Source organism: uncultured Bacillus sp., assembly GCF_958411575.1.
Lineage (GTDB): Bacteria > Bacillota > Bacilli > Bacillales > Bacillaceae > Bacillus > Bacillus spizizenii.
In genome coordinates, this window is the sequence record NZ_CATYRA010000011.1 from 20,050 (window position 1) to 37,868 (window position 17,819).

A 17,819-nucleotide genomic window follows, 5' to 3' on the forward strand; every position below is an offset into this window, starting at 1 on the left:
GTATTCCGCTATGATAGATTATATTCCATTCGGGTAAGGGGGAGAAAAGTTTGTCACAGCAATCGATACAAAAAGTATTAGTAGCAAACAGGGGAGAAATTGCAATCCGAATATTCCGGGCGTGTACCGAGTTGAATATTCGTACAGTTGCGGTCTATTCAAAAGAAGATTCCGGTTCCTACCATCGGTACAAAGCGGATGAAGCATACCTGGTCGGTGAAGGGAAAAAACCGATTGATGCTTATCTGGATATTGAAGGTATCATTGATATTGCGAAAAGAAACAAAGTCGATGCGATTCATCCGGGATACGGTTTCTTGTCTGAAAATATCCATTTCGCGAAACGATGTGAAGAAGAAGGCATCGTGTTCATTGGTCCAAAGTCCGAACATCTAGATATGTTTGGTGACAAGGTAAAAGCGCGTGAGCAGGCAGAAAAAGCTGGAATCCCTGTGATTCCCGGAAGCGACGGCCCTGCAGAAACGCTTGAAGCAGTCGAACAATTTGGACAAACGAATGGTTATCCAATTATCATTAAAGCTTCATTGGGCGGCGGCGGCCGCGGTATGCGGATTGTCAGATCTGAAAGTGAAGTTAAAGAAGCATATGAGCGTGCAAAATCAGAGGCAAAAGCAGCCTTTGGCAATGATGAAGTGTATGTAGAAAAATTGATTGAAAATCCGAAACATATTGAGGTTCAGGTGATTGGTGACAAGCAGGGCAATGTCGTTCACCTTTTTGAGAGGGACTGTTCTGTTCAAAGACGCCACCAAAAAGTCATTGAAGTGGCGCCGAGTGTCTCTCTGTCACCTGAATTAAGAAACCAAATTTGTGAAGCGGCAGTTGCGCTTGCGAAAAATGTAAACTATATAAACGCGGGTACGGTAGAGTTCCTTGTTGCAAACAACGAATTTTACTTTATTGAAGTAAACCCTCGCGTACAAGTTGAACATACGATTACAGAAATGATTACAGGTGTCGATATTGTTCAAACACAGATCCTTGTTGCTCAAGGGCACACCCTTCACAGCAAAAAAGTAAATATTCCTGAGCAAAAGGACATTTCTACAATCGGCTATGCCATTCAGTCACGGGTTACGACTGAGGACCCGCAAAATGATTTCATGCCTGATACAGGAAAAATCATGGCTTACCGCTCAGGCGGCGGTTTTGGCGTCCGTCTTGATACCGGAAACAGCTTCCAAGGCGCCGTGATCACGCCATATTATGATTCACTTCTCGTTAAGCTTTCAACTTGGGCTTTAACGTTTGAACAGGCGGCGGCCAAAATGGTCCGAAACCTTCAGGAGTTTAGAATCAGAGGCATTAAAACAAACATTCCGTTCCTTGAGAACGTTGCAAAGCATGAGAAGTTCCTGACAGGGCAATATGATACGTCTTTCATTGATACAACACCTGAATTATTTATTTTCCCTAAACAGAAAGACCGCGGAACAAAAATGCTCACTTACATAGGCAATGTGACAGTGAATGGCTTCCCTGGAATCGGGAAAAAAGAAAAACCTGCGTTTGACAAACCGATAAACGTAAAAGTAGACATAGATCAGCAGCCTGCCAGAGGAACAAAGCAAATTCTCGATGAAAAAGGTGCTGAAGGGCTTGCAAATTGGGTTAAGGAACAGAAATCTGTCCTTTTAACTGATACGACATTCAGAGACGCTCATCAATCCTTATTGGCGACGAGATTCAGGTCTCATGATTTGAAAAAAATCGCGAATCCAACGGCTGCGTTATGGCCTGAGCTATTCAGTATGGAAATGTGGGGAGGCGCGACCTTCGATGTAGCCTACCGATTCCTGAAAGAAGATCCGTGGAAGCGTTTGGAGGAGCTTCGCAAAGAAGTGCCGAATACCTTATTCCAAATGCTGCTTCGTTCATCAAACGCGGTCGGCTATACGAATTACCCGGATAATGTGATTCAAGAATTTGTGAAGCAATCTGCTCAATCCGGTATTGATGTGTTCCGTATTTTCGACAGCTTAAACTGGGTAAAAGGGATGACGTTAGCCATTGATGCCGTTCGGGATACCGGAAAAGTGGCAGAAGCTGCGATATGTTACACGGGAGATATCCTTGACAAGAACCGTACGAAATATGATCTTGCTTATTATACGTCGATGGCGAAAGAGCTTGAGGCTGCCGGAGCCCATATTCTCGGAATTAAAGATATGGCAGGGCTGTTAAAACCGCAGGCCGCATATGAACTCGTTTCTGCTTTGAAAGAGACGATCGACATCCCGGTTCACCTTCATACGCATGATACGAGCGGCAACGGTATTTATATGTATGCAAAAGCTGTTGAAGCCGGCGTTGATATCATAGACGTGGCGGTCAGCTCAATGGCAGGATTAACGTCTCAGCCAAGCGCGAGCGGATTTTATCATGCGATGGAAGGGAACGCCCGCCGTCCGGAAATGAATGTCCAAAACGTTGAAATGCTGTCCCAATATTGGGAGTCAGTTCGTAAATACTATAGCGAATTTGAAAGCGGAATGAAGTCTCCGCATACTGAAATTTATGAGCATGAAATGCCTGGAGGCCAATACAGCAACCTGCAGCAGCAGGCGAAGGGAGTAGGCCTAGGCGACCGCTGGAATGAAGTCAAAGAAATGTACAGACGCGTCAACGATATGTTCGGCGACATCGTGAAGGTCACGCCTTCCTCTAAAGTAGTCGGAGATATGGCGCTCTACATGGTGCAAAACAATCTGACTGAAAAGGACGTTTACGAAAAAGGCGAACAATTAGATTTCCCTGATTCTGTCGTGGAGCTTTTCAAAGGAAACATCGGCCAGCCTCATGGCGGATTCCCGGAAAAACTACAAAAGCTGATCTTAAAAGGGCAGGAGCCGATTACGGTCAGACCTGGAGAACTGCTTGAACCGGTATCCTTTGAAGCGATCAAACAGGAATTTAAAGAGCAGCATAACTTGGAGATTTCAGATCAAGATGCTGTGGCGTATGCCCTTTATCCTAAAGTCTTCTCTGACTATGTGAAAACAGCAGAAAGCTATGGAGACATTTCGGTATTAGATACGCCGACATTTTTCTATGGCATGACATTAGGTGAAGAAATAGAAGTGGAAATTGAGCGCGGAAAAACGCTGATCGTTAAGTTGATTTCAATCGGTGAGCCTCAGCCTGATGCCACTCGCGTCATTTATTTCGAACTGAACGGGCAGCCGCGTGAAGTTGTCATCAAAGATGAAAGCATTAAGTCTTCCGTTCAGGAAAGACTGAAAGCGGACCGGACAAACCCAAGCCACATCGCAGCCTCTATGCCTGGAACGGTTATTAAGGTATTGACTGAAGCAGGTACAAAAGTCAATAAAGGTGATCATTTGATGATCAATGAAGCGATGAAAATGGAAACAACGGTTCAGGCGCCTTTCTCAGGAACAATCAAGCAGGTTCATGTAAAAAATGGCGAGCCGATCCAAACGGGAGATCTGCTTCTCGAAATTGAAAAAGCATAATAAACCGGAGTGTATATCATTTGATATACACTCTTGTTTTTTAGGAAAAAAGCGTAGGGAAATGAAAACTGTGAGGCTTGAAGACAATACAGCACTGTCACAAGCCATTTCATATTTAAAACAAAAACAGGCTTATCTGCTGCCAAACTCTCAGATACTTTGTAGTCTGATATGAGCCATAAATATTTTCTTTAAGGCACGATCTGTTTTTTGATATGAAGCATGGCAAAAGGGTTCTATATGCACATTTTTATCATGAAGCAATACTTATGCTTCGCAGGCTGTGATGAATCCATATGTTAATCACGATGACAAAAAATACGGAGCGCAGCGAGCCGCTCAATGATCATCAAGTCCAGCGGAGGCCATTGAAACGTATGAAGCGGCAAAAAACAGGAGACAAAAAAGACCAAAGCGCAGAAAGCTTTGGTCTAGAGTTATTATGATTGTTTTGATTCATAACGGAAGCGTGTAATCAATAATAAGAAGTAGCATAGAATGCCGAACAGGCAGGCAATAAAGAACGAGTGGGCAAGTGCAAAGCCCAGAGCCATTTCAGAGTATACGATCATAATACCGGACAGCGCCTGTAATGTAATAAAAATAAGACATGAGATCCATCCCCAAAAGATCTGCTTTTGATCTTTATAGGAAGTAATAGCATGAACAGCGGCCACAATAATCCATACAAACAACAGCAAGGCTGCTGCTCTATGGCCCATTTGCACCCATTCATGGAATTGAGTCGGAAGTCCATTGTTCAGCGGACTGCATAGCGGCACATCAGGACATGCCAGACTTGATTCAGTATGTCTTACATATGCGCCTGTATACACAACGATATAGGAATATATTAAAATCCCTATCATGTGAAATTGCATTTTTTTGCCGATTTGAAGCGGCTTAACCAGTTTTCTAACTGATTTATCTGCTTCAAATATGAGCAATGTCAAAATGAGCACTGAAGCAAAAGAAATCAATGAGATGCCAAAGTGAAGCGCCATAATCAACGCGTTTGAACCGAATACGACAGCCAATGCGCCAAGCAGTGCCTGTAAAAATAAAAAGATAATAGACATGATCGCGAGAAACGTTGTTTCACGGAAAATCGGCGTGATTTTTCTCCATGACCAAAACGCAAGGCTTAACACAAGGATAATAGAGATCCCGCTTGCGAATCGGTGGCTCCATTCAATAATTGAAGCCGGATTCATTTCAGGGAAAAAACGGCCGTGACACAGCGGCCACTGTCTGCCGCAGCCTTGGCCGGAACCTGTTTTTGTAACGAGAGCTCCCCCGATTAAAACAATAAGCATGACAAATGTTGTCAGAACACCGAGAGCTTTTAATGCTTTATTCATACAATATTCACCTTCTCAACATACTGCTGCAATTTTATATACGTTCCAAGTGTAAGCGAATATGTGTTTTGTGGCAATTCTTAGAGCCTTTTGTTCACAAAAATATAATAGAATGACGGCTTCCGGAAAATGTACACTTGATTATTCATGCTGGGTCTGATAGAAATAAGGTAAACGCACTGCCGATTTGGTGATTGCCTTCATCTTTGATAAAATTCATAAAAAGTTCACAAATAAATTCCGGTTTGTCGTTTAATATTTAATAGGATGTTTTTTTACAAGATGTTATCTTGTATGATAGAGTTGCAGGTTTTTTTATTCTCCTGCGTTAGGTTTGTAAGGGAGGTTTACGTTATGGCTAACTCCAGAATCTTAAATGATACAGCTATAGACGGACAAATTGAAGAAACAACGGCGTGGAAAGATTTTCTGTCCCTTATTAAAATAGGGATCGTGAATTCTAATCTCATCACGACTTTCACTGGAATGTGGCTTGCACTGCATATTTCCGGTTTGAGTTTTTTAGGCAATATAAACACCGTTCTTCTTACATTAATCGGATCTTCTCTGATTATTGCGGGCTCATGCGCGATCAATAACTGGTATGACCGGGATATTGACCATGTTATGGAGCGTACGAAAGTAAGACCGACGGTCACGGGTAAAATTCAGCCGAATCAGGCGTTATGGTCTGGAATTTTGCTGGTTGCTTTAGGATTGATCATGCTGCTGATGACAACTGTTATGGCTGCTGTTATTGGTTTTATCGGAGTCTTTACGTATGTTGTATTGTACACAATGTGGACGAAACGCCGCTATACGATTAACACAGTAGTAGGAAGTGTTTCCGGTGCAGTACCGCCGCTTATTGGATGGACGGCAGTGGAAGGAAATATCGGTGTCGTAGCATGGGTATTATTCATGATTTTATTTATTTGGCAGATTCCTCATTTCTTAGCATTGGCTATTAAGAAAACGGAGGATTACAGAGCTGCAAATATTCCGATGCTTCCTGTCGTATACGGATTTGAAGTGACAAAAAGACAAATTATTGTGTGGGTTGCGTGCCTGATGCCGCTTCCGTTTTTCCTTGGAAGCCTTGGCCTTCCGATTGTCATCCTCGGCTTGCTGTTAAATATTGGCTGGCTGATTCTCGGCTTAATGGGCTTTCGCTCCAAGAATATCATGAAGTGGGCAACGCAGATGTTCGTTTACTCGCTTAACTACATGACAATCTATTTCGTTGCCATGGTTGTCTTAACTCTTTTCTAAAAAATAGATACGTTGCTTGTTTTATTACTTCAAAATAAACGATGACAACTAGTAAATGCCGCCTTGACCTCTTGTTTAATCAGGCGGCTTTACTTTTATACATAGATGGCATTTTGAGTAAAAAAACTCATAATTTAAGAGAAGAGGAAATGTAAGTGCTTTATTGGTGATAGGCTGGATTGCGATAGATTTTGAATCTGCTTTCCGCCTTTGTATTGACCAGAAAAGGGGTTGGGTGAAATGGTAAAGCATTGGCGTCTTATTTTATTATTAGCCTTAGTGCCGCTTCTATTAAGCGGATGTGGAAAACCTTTTTTATCCACGCTCAAGCCTGCTGGCGAGGTGGCTGATAAACAGTTTGACCTGACAGTGCTCAGCACATTGATTATGGTGGTTGTTGTTGCAGTAGTATCTGTTATCTTCTTTTATGTAATTGTGAGATTCAGAAGATCACGGGTCGGTGAGAACACGATACCGAAACAGGTAGAGGGGAACAAAATTTTAGAAATCACATGGACCGTGATCCCGATTTTGCTGCTCATTATTCTTGTGATCCCTGTCGTATTATATACGCTTGAGCTTGCGGATACATCACCAATGGATAAGAAAGGTCGAAAAGCCGAGGATGCGCTTGTAGTCAATGTCCGGGCAAATTTATATTGGTGGGAATTTGAATATCCTGATTACGGCATTATCACAAGCCAGGAGCTGATTGTGCCGACAGACCAGCGTGTGTATTTTAATTTAAAAGCTTCAGATGTAAAACATTCCTTCTGGATTCCTTCTGTAGGAGGAAAACTTGATACGAATACGGATAATGAAAATAAGTTTTTCCTGACATTTGATTCAAAACGAAGCAAAGAGGCAGGAGATATGTTTTTTGGAAAGTGTGCAGAGCTTTGCGGCCCTTCACACGCGCTGATGGATTTTAAGGTAAAGACGTTGTCTGCAAAAGAATTCCAGGGCTGGACAAAAGAAATGAAAAACTATAAGTCTACAACAGAGAGCGATTTGGCTAAGCAGGGCGAAGAACTGTTTAAAGAGAAGAACTGTCTGAGCTGCCATGCAGTAGAGCCGAATGATAAGCGTGCAGAAGCAGCGAGAACGGCCCCTAATTTGGCGACCTTCGGTGAAAGGGCAAAAGTGGCAGGGGTGAAAGACGCCAACGAAGAAAATGTGAAAGCTTGGCTGAAGGATCCTGAGAGCGTAAAACCGGGTAACAAAATGACAGGAACCTATCCGAAGCTCTCAGACAGTGAAACAGATGCGCTTTATGAATACTTAAAAGGCTTAAAAACGGAAAGCAAGTAGGGAAGAAAGGGAGATATTGGGGGAGGTCACATATGTTGAATGCGCTTACAGAAAAACGGACGCGCGGATCTATACTTTGGGATTATTTGACGACGGTGGACCATAAAAAAATCGCAATTCTTTACTTAATCGCCGGGGGATTCTTCTTTCTTGTCGGTGGAATTGAAGCGATGTTTATCAGAATTCAGCTTGCAAAACCGGAAAACGCTTTTCTCAGTGCACAAGCGTACAATGAAGTAATGACAATGCACGGGACGACAATGATCTTTCTGGCTGCGATGCCGCTTTTATTTGCTTTGATGAATGCGGTCGTTCCCTTGCAGATTGGGGCTCGTGACGTTTCGTTTCCATTTTTAAACTCGCTCGGTTTTTGGCTCTTCTTTTTCGGGGGCATTTTCTTAAATCTAAGCTGGTTTTTGGGCGGAGCGCCAGACGCGGGCTGGACGTCATACGCCTCACTTTCGCTTCATTCTCAAGGGCACGGCATAGACTTTTTCGTCCTCGGACTGCAAATATCGGGGCTCGGAACGCTGATAGCCGGGATTAACTTTTTGGCCACGATTATCAACATGAGAGCTCCAGGCATGACTTACATGAGGCTGCCTTTGTTCACATGGACGACATTTGTAGCCTCGGCATTGATTTTGTTCGCATTTCCTCCGCTTACGGTCGGATTGGCTCTGATGATGCTGGACCGGCTGTTCGGCACCAATTTCTTTAATCCGGAGCTTGGCGGAAATACGGTCATTTGGGAACATTTATTTTGGATCTTTGGCCATCCGGAGGTTTATATCTTAATTTTGCCTGCATTCGGTATTTTTTCAGAGGTCATCCCTGTGTTTGCCAGAAAGCGTTTGTTTGGGTATTCATCAATGGTTTTTGCCATCGTGCTCATTGGCTTTCTGGGCTTTATGGTTTGGGTGCACCATATGTTTACGACAGGTCTCGGCCCGATTGCAAATGCGATTTTTGCGGTTGCCACAATGGCTATCGCGATACCGACCGGGATTAAGATTTTTAACTGGCTTTTGACGATCTGGGGAGGAAATGTGAAGTATACGACAGCAATGCTGTACGCCGTCTCATTTATTCCGTCCTTTGTTCTCGGCGGTGTGACGGGTGTCATGCTGGCAGCAGCAGCTGCTGATTATCAGTTCCATGATACGTATTTTGTGGTGGCGCACTTTCACTATGTCATTATTGGCGGCGTGGTATTCGGCCTTTTAGCCGGTGTTCATTTCTGGTGGCCGAAAATGTTCGGTAAAATTCTGCATGAGAAGATGGGGAAAATTTCATTTGTATTGTTTTTTATCGGCTTTCACCTCACGTTTTTCATTCAGCATTTTGTCGGTTTAATGGGGATGCCGCGCCGGGTTTATACGTTTTTGCCAGGCCAGGGTCTTGAAACAGGCAACTTGATCAGTACAATCGGGGCGTTTTTTATGGCGGCAGCTGTTATTCTTCTGCTGGTCAATGTCATTTGGACATCAGTAAAAGGCGAATATGTCGGAGCTGATCCATGGCAGGACGGACGTACCCTTGAATGGACCGTTTCTTCACCGCCGCCTGAGTATAACTTTAAACAGCTTCCTTTTGTCAGAGGGCTTGATCCGTTTTGGATCGAGAAGCAGGCAGGACACAAATCAATGACACCGGCTGAACCGGTTGATGATATTCATATGCCAAACGGCTCAATCCTGCCGTTCATTATTTCCTTCGGCCTCTTTGTCGCAGCGTTCGGGCTGCTGTACAGAACCGATCATGCTTGGGGGCTGCCGGTGATCTTTATCGGACTCGGCATCACATTTATTACGATGCTGCTTCGTTCAGTAATTGATGATCACGGCTATCATATTCATAAAGAGGAACTGCCGAACGATGATAAAGGGGTGAAGGCATAATGCAAATTGAAGAAAAATTCACCGCAGAAACCTTTCCAGCTTCTCCCGAAAAAGTAACACTGGAAGGGAAAAATAAATTTTTAGGCTTTTGGCTTTTTCTTGGGGGAGAGACAGTTTTGTTCGCGTCTCTCTTCGCAACGTTTCTTGCGCTCCGGAATTCAAATGCCGGTGATCCGCCTACGACGGAAATGTTCGATGTAACACTTGTGTTTATTGCCACAATGCTGCTATTAACAAGCAGTTTAACAAGTGTGTACGCGATGTACCACATGAAGAACTTTTCTTTCGGCAAAATGCAGCTTTGGCTGGGAATTACGATTTTATTGGGGGCTGGCTTTTTAGGACTGGAAATCTATGAGTTTAAGCATTACACCCATGAGTTTGGTTTTACGATCACAAGCTCTGCGCTCGGTTCCGCGTTTTACACGCTTGTCGGTACACACGGCGCTCACGTGGCATTTGGGCTTATGTGGATCAGCACGCTGATGATCCGTAATGCCAAGAGGGGACTGAACCTATATACGGCGCCTAAGTTTTATGTTGCCAGTCTTTATTGGCACTTTATTGATGTCGTGTGGGTCTTCATCTTTACCGTTGTATATTTAATGGGGATGGTGGGATAAACATGGTCGGTAAAAAAAACAGAGGGCATATCAACAGCGACCTTGAATTTAAGAAAAAGAAGCACGCTCAGGAGATGAAATATCAGGTTCTGTCTTTTGGTTTAATGATCGGTCTTACGATTGTTGCATTTCTGACAGTGGCAACAGACGGTGTAGGCAGCTGGTTTACGATTCCTTTCATTATTTTGCTTGCTGCAATTCAAGTCATCTTCCAGCTGTATTATTTCATGCATATGAATCAAAAAGGGCATGAGGCGCCGGCAATGTTTTTGTATTCAGGCATGTTTGTCGCGTTCATCACTGTGCTTGCGTTTGTCACAATTATATGGTGGTAATTTGAACAGCCGCCGGAGGTGAAGAGATGAATCAGTTAGACGTGTTTGGGTTTCGCGCGATGTGGAGCCCTTATCTTTTTTGTATCCTGTTGGGCATTACAGTACTTTATCTCTATTTTTACAGGCGAATGTCTTCAAAGCCAAATCGAATAACGGGTAAAGAGATGGTGTGCTTTCTATCGGCAATGCTGTTTTTATATGCAGCCGAGGGAAGCCCGGTTGACCTGCTCGGACACATTATGTTCAGCGCCCATATGGTGCAGATGGCTGTCCTGTATTTGGTCGTTCCGCCGCTATTGATCGCGGGAATTCCTGCATGGCTCTGGGAGAAAGTCATTTTCAGGCCTGCCATTAAACCGGTTTTTTCATTTTTCACGAAGCCTTTAATTGCTTTGCTTTTGTTTAACGGCATTTTTTCTTTATATCATGTTCCGCTTATATTTGATACTGTCAAAACAGATTCGTTATATCATACATTAATGACTTGGGTTATCTTTGTGCTTGCGTTTTTGATGTGGTGGCCGCTTGTTCATAAGGTCGAGCGTCTTCGGCAGCTCAGCGGCTTGATGAAGCTGGGATATATTATGGCGGACGGTATGCTGCTTACGCCTGCTTGCGCGCTGATCATGTTCAGCGGCGCGCCGTTATATGCCACCTATACAGATCCGTCTGCGTGGGCTGAGGCTATGAAGCTTTGTGTACCTGCCGATATGATGGGGCAGGTTCCATTAACAGGACCGGAGATGTTCAATACACTGCCTTTGTTAGAAGATCAGCAGCTCGGAGCAGTTATGATGAAAATCATTCAGGAAATTGTGTACGGTACTTTTTTGGCGATTGTTTTTTTCCAATGGGTGAAGAAAGAAAGGGAAAAGGACGGGCAGGAGGAGCCGCCGTATATTCAGCAAACGATATCATAAAAGGTACAGCGTAAAATGCTGTACCTTTTCATTACATTTGAACCGTTTTTAACATGTCGGATATGTCCTGAATTAGTGCCTTGCTTTTTGTCACAACCTGTACGGGAAACTCTTCTGTTTCTCCATATTCTACTCCGTGCGGGTAGTAATGCTTGCCTAAGAGAGGGGACATTAATTGAATCACGGCACGGCCGCTTCCAACATCGCCCTCTGCTGCAATGCCCTGTATCCGCAGGTAAAACGTACCCTCAATCGTCGAAAACTTCTTGTCATAGGTGACTCTTTCGTAATCCCATTGACCCGCTCTGACGAGGCCTTTGCTTTCCATTAAGTCGTCTAGCCAGCTGAGCTCAGCCTTTACCCCTTCAAGTCCGCTTTCAGTAAACTTCAACACTGACCCCTCCTTATAAAAATTACCTTTCCTGACAATCATAGTATGAAAGCGTTAAACTTTCAATGAATCTTCTTCTTTTGAAAGTATGCAAAAATTAAATTTTGACGACAATAGCACTAGACTAAAGGAGGTTATACGGATGACAAAAATAAAAGATCTGATGACAGCCGACTTGCAATATTGCACGGTATTAGATAATGTATATGAAGCTGCGGTAAAGATGAAAGACGCGAATGTAGGGGCGATTCCGGTAGTTGATGAGGATGGAGAAACACTGGTCGGCATCGTGACCGACCGTGATCTCGTGTTAAGAGGAATCGCCATAAAAAAACCAAACTCGCAAAAAATCACTGACGCGATGACCGAAAAACCTGTCAGCGTAGAGGAAGATGCTTCAGTCGATGAGGTTCTTCATTTGATGGCATCCCATCAGCTCAGAAGGATACCTGTTACAAAAAACAAAAAGCTGACTGGAATTGTCACGCTTGGTGATCTTTCTTTATCTGAGCAAACGAATGAACGTGCCGGCAGCGCCTTATCGGATATTTCCGAGGGTGATAATAGAGAAGAAGGTTTTTTTCATTAACACATAAATCTTTGACATGTTAAATAGGCTGTATTGTAATGGGATGTAAGGCAAGACATTGTGATTCGCCACGGGGGTGATAGATTGAAAAATATTTTGAGAGCGATGGTTATCCTCTTGATTATCTGCGGAACATATGTTCTGTTTATTCAATATGGATCTGTTCCTGAAAAAAAATCAAATGACAGCGAGCCCCAAGTGTCTAACGAGGAAGCGCAAAGCGGCAAACGAATACATATGCCGACTTCAGGATTATTATCCTTTATGGGCAAGTCCGCCGATGACGTAATGAAAAAGCTTGGGGAACCTGAACGCATTGACCCTTCAGCTTATGATTACGATTGGTGGGTGTACAATCAAGGAAAGGACCAGTATGTCCAAATCGGGGTATTGAACAATAAAGTGGTCACATTATTTGCTACTGGGAATGATATTAACGCGAAGCCTTTTAAAATTGGTGAAACAACCGGAGAAGTATTCAAGACGACCCAGGTGGCACCGTTTGTGAATGTAGAGTATAAAGGAAATTCCTATCGGTTTGAGTTTTCTGAAGAGGATATCAATACCAGGCCGACTGTTAAGGTAGGAAAGATGTATGTCCAGCTGTATATGGACAAATTTGAGGGGAAGCTATCGAGCATCAGGGCGTTTGATGCGCAAACCTTTGTAAAACAAAGACCATATGAGGTTGTGTACCGCGGTGAATTAATGAAACCGGAAGCTGTTTCAGATGATAAGTGGAAAAAGATCCAAACGACGAGCGAAAAGCAAATACTTGATTTGACGAATGTCATACGAGTCAAACATGGGCTTGCGAAGCTTGAGTGGGATCAGCCGACGGCGGAAGTGGCCTTTGGACATAGCCAGGACATGAAGGAAAATAATTATTTCTCCCATGTCTCTAAAAAATACGGCACGCTGAAAGACCGCTTAGAAAAAGGGAATGTTGACTTTCAGCAAGCGGGAGAAAATATTGCATATAATTATGTGGACGGCCCGGCTGCTGTAGAAGGCTGGCTGAATAGTGAGGGCCATCGAAAAGCGCTTCTGAATTCAGATTATACGCATCTCGGTGTCGGAGTAGACCGAAAATATTACACTCAAAATTTTATTAAGCAATGGTAATGAAAAGCCGCGGACGAATGGTTCCACGGCTTTTTTAATTTTTACAAAAGCTTAATGATCTGAATGCATGTGTCGTTGTATGCATAAGAGCTGCAGCGGGATAAATGTGATGTGAAGGCAGATTCCCATTCAATAAGTCTTTTTCGCGAGTGTATGGGGCAAAGCTGAAAATTTATTCGGGAAAGAATATAGGCGAACACAATGCCTGACAAAACGATACATTGTAGTAGGTATCGATTTTCGGAGGGGGTGAGGATTGTGGCGAATCAACATGCCAATCATTCAATCAATGACTTTAAACAATTCGTCAAAAAGCATCCCAAGCTGATAAAAGAAGTACGCAAAGAACAAAGAAGCTGGCAGGACGTATATGAAAATTGGGTCCTCTTCGGGGAGAGCGACCCGATTTGGGATCCGTATCGGGAACCGGAAGAAGCTGCGAAAGCTGTGCCTGAAACAGAGCAAAAAAATGATTTTGTCTCTAAAATGGTGACTGCGGTGAAAAAGATGGATGTCAATCAAATGAACGAACAAATCAATAAAATGAGCCAGTCGATCTCATCGTTGCAAAGTCTTCTTAATACATTTTCCGGGAGCGGCCAGAAACAATCTCAGCCAGGCTCTGGACAGCATCCTTTTTCTTTTCGAAAGGATTAAAAAGGGGAGCTCATATGCGCAAAGAGGTTCAGGAATTTATTTCAGCAAACGAAGAACGGAAACGATTCATCAGAGAACAGCCGATATGGTACCGCAGACTTTCGAGAAAACCGGATGATCTGTCCTCCTTTCAGCTTGAGATGATGAACTTTTATGAAAAAACCATACCGCACCGGGTGAACCAATTTACGAACGGGATTCAAATGGCGCAAATGATGATGCAAATGTTTCAAGCGATGCGGACAAAAGATTAAAAGGCCCGAAAGAGGGTCTTTTTTCATGCTGTAAATGCAGGGAGATTGTTTTCGGGCTGCGGTTAAGCATTTTCCAATTGGCTGGTTTCGTGGTAAACTAACAACTGGAGGTGCGTGCTATGTATGCGACGATGGAATCCGTGCGGCTTCAAAGTGAAGCTCAGCAGCTTGCCGAGATGATTCTGCAGTCGGAGACGGCTGAGAACTACCGCAATTGTTACAAGCGTCTCCAAGAAGATGAAGAGGCAGGGCGGATTATTCGTTCTTTTATCAAAATAAAAGAGCAGTATGAGGATGTGCAGCGTTTTGGCAAATATCATCCTGACTATAGAGAAATATCCCGGAAAATGAGGGAGATCAAGCGGGAGCTGGACCTGAATGATAAGGTGGCTGACTTCAAGAGAGCTGAAAATGAGCTCCAGTCTATTCTTGATGAGGTTAGCGTCGAGATTGGGACTGCTGTTTCGGAGCATGTTAAAGTTCCGACTGGGAACCCTTATTTTGACGGTTTGTCTTCATGCGGAGGCGGCTGCGGTTCAGGAGGAAGCTGCGGATGCAAAGTGTCCTGACGAGACTGGCCGTCTCGTCTTTTACATATAAGAAAAATCAGGCAGGTGATTGTATTGGAGAATAGGCGCCAGGGCATGATTGTGTATCTGCATTCCCTAAAGCAAAGCAAAATGCTGAGGAAGTTCGGAAATGTGCACTATGTATCAAAACGCTTAAAATATGTCGTGCTGTATTGCGATATGGACCAAATTGAAAAAACAATGGACAAGATTGCGTCTTACTCTTTTGTGAAAAAAGTAGAGCCTTCTTATAAACCGTTTTTAAAATTGGAATTCGAGTCAAAGCTTGATAAAGCAAAAGAATACGATTATAAAATCGGCATATAGCTGTATAAAAAAATCCCCGCAGACTTCTGCGGGGTCCTTCTATTCCTTAACATGTTAAGGAGAAGGCAAAGGGAGAGGAGAAACCGGAGGAAGAACTTATGGGGAAACGTAAGTCTTCTCCGCGGTTGGCAACAACATCCTCTAGATGCTGTTGCTTATAGTATGGACAAGGATCAGTCTGCCTATACACCTGTTTATCAAGATTAGCGTTCATTGTTTGAAAGAATGCTTTATGTTAAGATAGGATTGATTTTTTTCTATGTACATAGCGGCGTCTGGCCGAGAAACAAAATAGCTTTTAGAAAAAGTGGTGTGGAACATGAGAGTAATTTCTGGATCAAAAAAAGGCCGTTCACTAAAGGCTGTGCCGGGAACATCAACAAGACCGACAACCGACAAAGTGAAGGAATCCATATTCAATATGATCGGCCCTTATTTTGAAGGGGGCAGGGGACTTGACTTATTCGCAGGGAGCGGAGGTCTTGGAATCGAAGCGCTTTCACGTGGGTTTGAGCATTGTATATTCGTTGACCGTGATTTTAAAGCGATTCAAACGGTAAAATCAAATTTAAAAACGCTTGAGCTTACAAAAAATGCTCAGGTATACCGGAATGATGCGGAACGGGCTTTGCACGCTGCTGCAAAAAGAGAAACAGGCTTTCGCGGAATTTTTCTTGATCCTCCGTATAAGGAACAAAAGCTAAAAGCGCTTTTAACTTTGATCGATGAATATCAAATGCTGGAAGAAGACGGCTTTATCGTTGCTGAGCATGACAGAGAGGTCGAGCTTCCCGAAACCGTAGGAGATCTTTTGATGACAAGAAAAGAAACCTATGGACTTACAGGTGTAGCGATTTATAAAAAGAGGGGGTAGTGATGTGGCGAGTATAGCTGTCTGTCCCGGCAGTTTTGATCCGGTGACCTACGGGCATCTGGACATCATCAGACGCGGGGCGCATATTTTTGAACAAGTGTATGTATGTGTGCTGAATAATTCTTCGAAAAAGCCTTTGTTCAGCGTGGAAGAGCGGTGTGAGCTTCTGAGAGAAGTGACAAAAGACATTCCGAACATAACAGTTGAAACGTCGCAAGGACTGTTAATTGATTATGCAAAAAGAAAAAAGGCGAAAGCGATTTTAAGAGGCTTGAGAGCGGTATCAGATTTTGAATACGAGATGCAGGGGACATCCGTAAACCGTGTGCTTGATGAATCCATTGAGACGTTTTTTATGATGACAAACAATCAGTATTCGTTTTTAAGTTCAAGCATCGTAAAAGAAGTGGCTAGATACAATGGATCGGTATCAGAGTTTGTGCCGCCTGAAGTAGAGCTGGCGCTTCAGCAAAAATTCAGACAAGGATGAGGTTTTTGACTCATCCTTTTTTTGTTCCGTTTGTCAGTCTGTAAGAAAAAATGATAATGTACGTAAACAGCGCGAATAATGTGACAGCAGGTCCAATCTGCACAAGCAGATTCCAGCCGTTTATAAATGCAGTTGGCAACTCGCTGCTATTAAGAGATTTAAATACATACTGATACGGATCATGCCATGCCGTGTAAAGCGGTTTCCATAAGAGCATGACGAAGACGGCGGCATAAACGCCCTGCAGCAATCGTGCGATAAAGAATGGTTTAAATCTGATATCCGTTTCCGATAAAATACCTGCCACCTGAGCTTGAACGGAAAAGCCGCTAAACCCGAGAATAAAGCTGACGACAATGGCTTTTTGCAGAAGAGAAACATCTGTCTCACTGACAAGCTTGCTTCCTAATGTGATTTCAAACATCCCTGATAAAAGGGGGATGTCCAATTGTGCCGGAAGCTGAAACAAGGTCAGCACGCCTTTTGTGATAACAGATAGAATATCAGTCAGCTGCACCACAGACAACAGCCGGTTAAAGACAGAAAATAAAATAATAAAGCCACCCACCATAAGAAGCGTTTGAACAGAAGAGGTCACGGCGTCTCCTAAAATCTTGCCCAGAGGTCGTTTTTCCGCGAGTCTGGCGGTATGCAGAGCGTGTAAAGCATCTTTAATCGAAGGAAAAGGTATTGTTTTCTTCCCTCTGAGATGCTGCTCTTCCTTGCGGCCATAGGAACGCATCGTTAAACCGACAGCCAGATTCCCCAAATAGTGTGCAGAAGCCAATAAAATGCCCAATGACGCGTTTTGAAAGAAACCGACGGCAACAGCGCCGAAAATAAAGAGCGGGTTTGAAGAATTGGTAAACGACGCAAGCCGTTCTGCTTCTACTCTTGAAATCTGTTTTTCCTGCCGCAGACGGGCAGTGAGTTTTGCTCCTGCTGGGTTTCCTGATGCCATTCCCATAGCAAGAACGAAGCCGCCAACACCAGGCACCCGAAAGATTGGCCGCATAAAAGGCTCAAGCAAAACACCGACAAACCGCACGATGCCAAAACCGATTAGAAGTTCAGACAGAATAAAAAATGGCAGCAATGACGGAAACACAACCTCCCACCACATAGAAAGCCCGGTTTTAGAGGCTTCGAATGAGGCCTGCGGATGTGAGATAACAGTCGCTGTTAAAAAAAGAAAAAACGAAGCAATCAAAAGTGTATTAATCTTCGACAAGTTCATTCTTACCTCCCCGATGCTAAAAATGCCCAATGACATGTATATCATGATAAAATAATGTATGACACGAAACGGCCAAGCAGTACCTG

Annotated in this window: 18 protein-coding genes; 15 read left to right on the plus strand and 3 right to left on the minus strand. The window is 43.5% G+C overall.

What is annotated here, in order from left to right; genetic code table 11:
• Positions 1-50: 50 nt before the first annotated feature.
• Complete coding sequence (gene pyc, locus Q5C82_RS16670) at positions 51-3,497, plus strand: pyruvate carboxylase (protein WP_003221342.1); 3,447 nt, start codon at positions 51-53, stop codon at positions 3,495-3,497.
• 440 nt (positions 3,498-3,937) lie between these two features.
• Here pyc and ctaA read toward each other — a convergent pair whose 3' ends face one another.
• A complete protein-coding gene (gene ctaA, locus Q5C82_RS16675; protein WP_003221345.1) occupies positions 3,938-4,858 on the minus strand; it encodes a heme A synthase CtaA in 921 nt (306 codons plus the stop codon).
• Between the two features lie 354 nt (positions 4,859-5,212).
• Here ctaA and cyoE point away from each other — a divergent pair, with 354 nt between their 5' ends.
• From cyoE to ctaG, 6 genes are all read left to right on the plus strand, one after another.
• Complete coding sequence (gene cyoE / locus Q5C82_RS16680; RefSeq protein WP_003221348.1) at positions 5,213-6,130, plus strand: heme o synthase; 918 nt, start codon at positions 5,213-5,215, stop codon at positions 6,128-6,130.
• A gap of 240 nt (positions 6,131-6,370) precedes the next feature.
• Positions 6,371-7,441 (plus strand): cytochrome c oxidase subunit II, encoded by a 1,071-nt coding sequence (gene coxB, locus Q5C82_RS16685; protein ID WP_003221350.1) that lies wholly within the window; start codon positions 6,371-6,373, stop codon positions 7,439-7,441.
• Between the two features lie 32 nt (positions 7,442-7,473).
• Positions 7,474-9,342, plus strand: coding sequence for a cytochrome c oxidase subunit I (ctaD, locus tag Q5C82_RS16690; protein WP_003221352.1), 1,869 nt, complete (start codon positions 7,474-7,476; stop codon positions 9,340-9,342).
• Entirely contained in the window at positions 9,342-9,965 is a 624-nt protein-coding gene (gene ctaE, locus Q5C82_RS16695; RefSeq protein ID WP_003221354.1) for a cytochrome c oxidase subunit III, read from the plus strand. The genes ctaD and ctaE overlap by 1 nt, the downstream gene beginning before the upstream one ends.
• Positions 9,966-9,967: 2 nt before the next feature.
• Positions 9,968-10,300, plus strand: a complete 333-nt coding sequence (gene ctaF, locus Q5C82_RS16700) for a cytochrome c oxidase subunit IVB (RefSeq protein WP_003221356.1) — start codon at positions 9,968-9,970, stop codon at positions 10,298-10,300.
• A gap of 26 nt (positions 10,301-10,326) precedes the next feature.
• Complete coding sequence (gene ctaG, locus Q5C82_RS16705; protein ID WP_003221358.1) at positions 10,327-11,220, plus strand: cytochrome c oxidase assembly factor CtaG; 894 nt, start codon at positions 10,327-10,329, stop codon at positions 11,218-11,220.
• Positions 11,221-11,251: 31 nt separating this feature from the next.
• Here ctaG and Q5C82_RS16710 read toward each other — a convergent pair whose 3' ends face one another.
• Positions 11,252-11,614, minus strand: coding sequence for a YugN family protein (locus tag Q5C82_RS16710; RefSeq protein WP_014113688.1), 363 nt, complete (start codon positions 11,612-11,614; stop codon positions 11,252-11,254).
• 139 nt (positions 11,615-11,753) lie between these two features.
• Here Q5C82_RS16710 and Q5C82_RS16715 point away from each other — a divergent pair, with 139 nt between their 5' ends.
• From Q5C82_RS16715 to coaD, 8 genes are all read left to right on the plus strand, one after another.
• The gene (locus Q5C82_RS16715) at positions 11,754-12,200 is read left to right on the plus strand and encodes a CBS domain-containing protein (protein ID WP_003221362.1); all 447 of its coding nucleotides are present in this window, start codon (positions 11,754-11,756) and stop codon (positions 12,198-12,200) included.
• An 84-nt stretch (positions 12,201-12,284) separates the two neighbouring features.
• Positions 12,285-13,325: a CAP domain-containing protein gene (locus tag Q5C82_RS16720; RefSeq protein WP_003221364.1), complete on the plus strand. Its 1,041-nt coding sequence runs from the start codon at positions 12,285-12,287 to the stop codon at positions 13,323-13,325.
• 258 nt (positions 13,326-13,583) lie between these two features.
• Positions 13,584-13,982, plus strand: a complete 399-nt coding sequence (locus Q5C82_RS16725; RefSeq protein ID WP_003221366.1) for a YlbD family protein — start codon at positions 13,584-13,586, stop codon at positions 13,980-13,982.
• Positions 13,983-13,996: 14 nt separating this feature from the next.
• Positions 13,997-14,236: a YlbE-like family protein gene (locus tag Q5C82_RS16730; protein WP_003221368.1), complete on the plus strand. Its 240-nt coding sequence runs from the start codon at positions 13,997-13,999 to the stop codon at positions 14,234-14,236.
• 119 nt (positions 14,237-14,355) lie between these two features.
• The gene (ricF, locus tag Q5C82_RS16735; RefSeq protein WP_003221370.1) at positions 14,356-14,805 is read left to right on the plus strand and encodes a regulatory iron-sulfur-containing complex subunit RicF; all 450 of its coding nucleotides are present in this window, start codon (positions 14,356-14,358) and stop codon (positions 14,803-14,805) included.
• Positions 14,806-14,859: 54 nt separating this feature from the next.
• Positions 14,860-15,132, plus strand: coding sequence for a YlbG family protein (locus tag Q5C82_RS16740; protein ID WP_003221373.1), 273 nt, complete (start codon positions 14,860-14,862; stop codon positions 15,130-15,132).
• 319 nt (positions 15,133-15,451) lie between these two features.
• Positions 15,452-16,006, plus strand: a complete 555-nt coding sequence (rsmD, locus tag Q5C82_RS16745) for a 16S rRNA (guanine(966)-N(2))-methyltransferase RsmD (protein ID WP_003221375.1) — start codon at positions 15,452-15,454, stop codon at positions 16,004-16,006.
• Positions 16,007-16,010: 4 nt separating this feature from the next.
• Positions 16,011-16,496 (plus strand): pantetheine-phosphate adenylyltransferase, encoded by a 486-nt coding sequence (gene coaD, locus Q5C82_RS16750; protein WP_003221378.1) that lies wholly within the window; start codon positions 16,011-16,013, stop codon positions 16,494-16,496.
• A 10-nt stretch (positions 16,497-16,506) separates the two neighbouring features.
• On the opposite strand, the gene spoVV is transcribed toward coaD, so the two are convergent.
• Positions 16,507-17,733, minus strand: a complete 1,227-nt coding sequence (spoVV, locus tag Q5C82_RS16755; RefSeq protein ID WP_013307974.1) for a dipicolinic acid transporter SpoVV — start codon at positions 17,731-17,733, stop codon at positions 16,507-16,509.
• Positions 17,734-17,819 lie beyond the last annotated feature (86 nt).

Excerpts from the sequence above, each read along its gene's own strand:
- ctaD (WP_003221352.1), top strand. The coding sequence starts at position 7,474 with ATGTTGAATGCGCTTACAGAAAAACGGACGCGCGGATCTATACTTTGG.
- coxB (WP_003221350.1), top strand. The coding sequence starts at position 6,371 with ATGGTAAAGCATTGGCGTCTTATTTTATTATTAGCCTTAGTGCCGCTT.
- ctaE (WP_003221354.1), top strand. The coding sequence starts at position 9,342 with ATGCAAATTGAAGAAAAATTCACCGCAGAAACCTTTCCAGCTTCTCCC.
- rsmD (WP_003221375.1), top strand. The coding sequence starts at position 15,452 with ATGAGAGTAATTTCTGGATCAAAAAAAGGCCGTTCACTAAAGGCTGTG.
- ctaA (WP_003221345.1), bottom strand. The coding sequence starts at position 4,858 with ATGAATAAAGCATTAAAAGCTCTCGGTGTTCTGACAACATTTGTCATG.
- Q5C82_RS16730 (WP_003221368.1), top strand. The coding sequence starts at position 13,997 with ATGCGCAAAGAGGTTCAGGAATTTATTTCAGCAAACGAAGAACGGAAA.
- Q5C82_RS16715 (WP_003221362.1), top strand. The coding sequence starts at position 11,754 with ATGACAAAAATAAAAGATCTGATGACAGCCGACTTGCAATATTGCACG.
- ctaG (WP_003221358.1), top strand. The coding sequence starts at position 10,327 with ATGAATCAGTTAGACGTGTTTGGGTTTCGCGCGATGTGGAGCCCTTAT.
- ctaF (WP_003221356.1), top strand. The coding sequence starts at position 9,968 with ATGGTCGGTAAAAAAAACAGAGGGCATATCAACAGCGACCTTGAATTT.
- spoVV (WP_013307974.1), bottom strand. The coding sequence starts at position 17,733 with ATGAACTTGTCGAAGATTAATACACTTTTGATTGCTTCGTTTTTTCTT.
- ricF (WP_003221370.1), top strand. The coding sequence starts at position 14,356 with ATGTATGCGACGATGGAATCCGTGCGGCTTCAAAGTGAAGCTCAGCAG.
- cyoE (WP_003221348.1), top strand. The coding sequence starts at position 5,213 with ATGGCTAACTCCAGAATCTTAAATGATACAGCTATAGACGGACAAATT.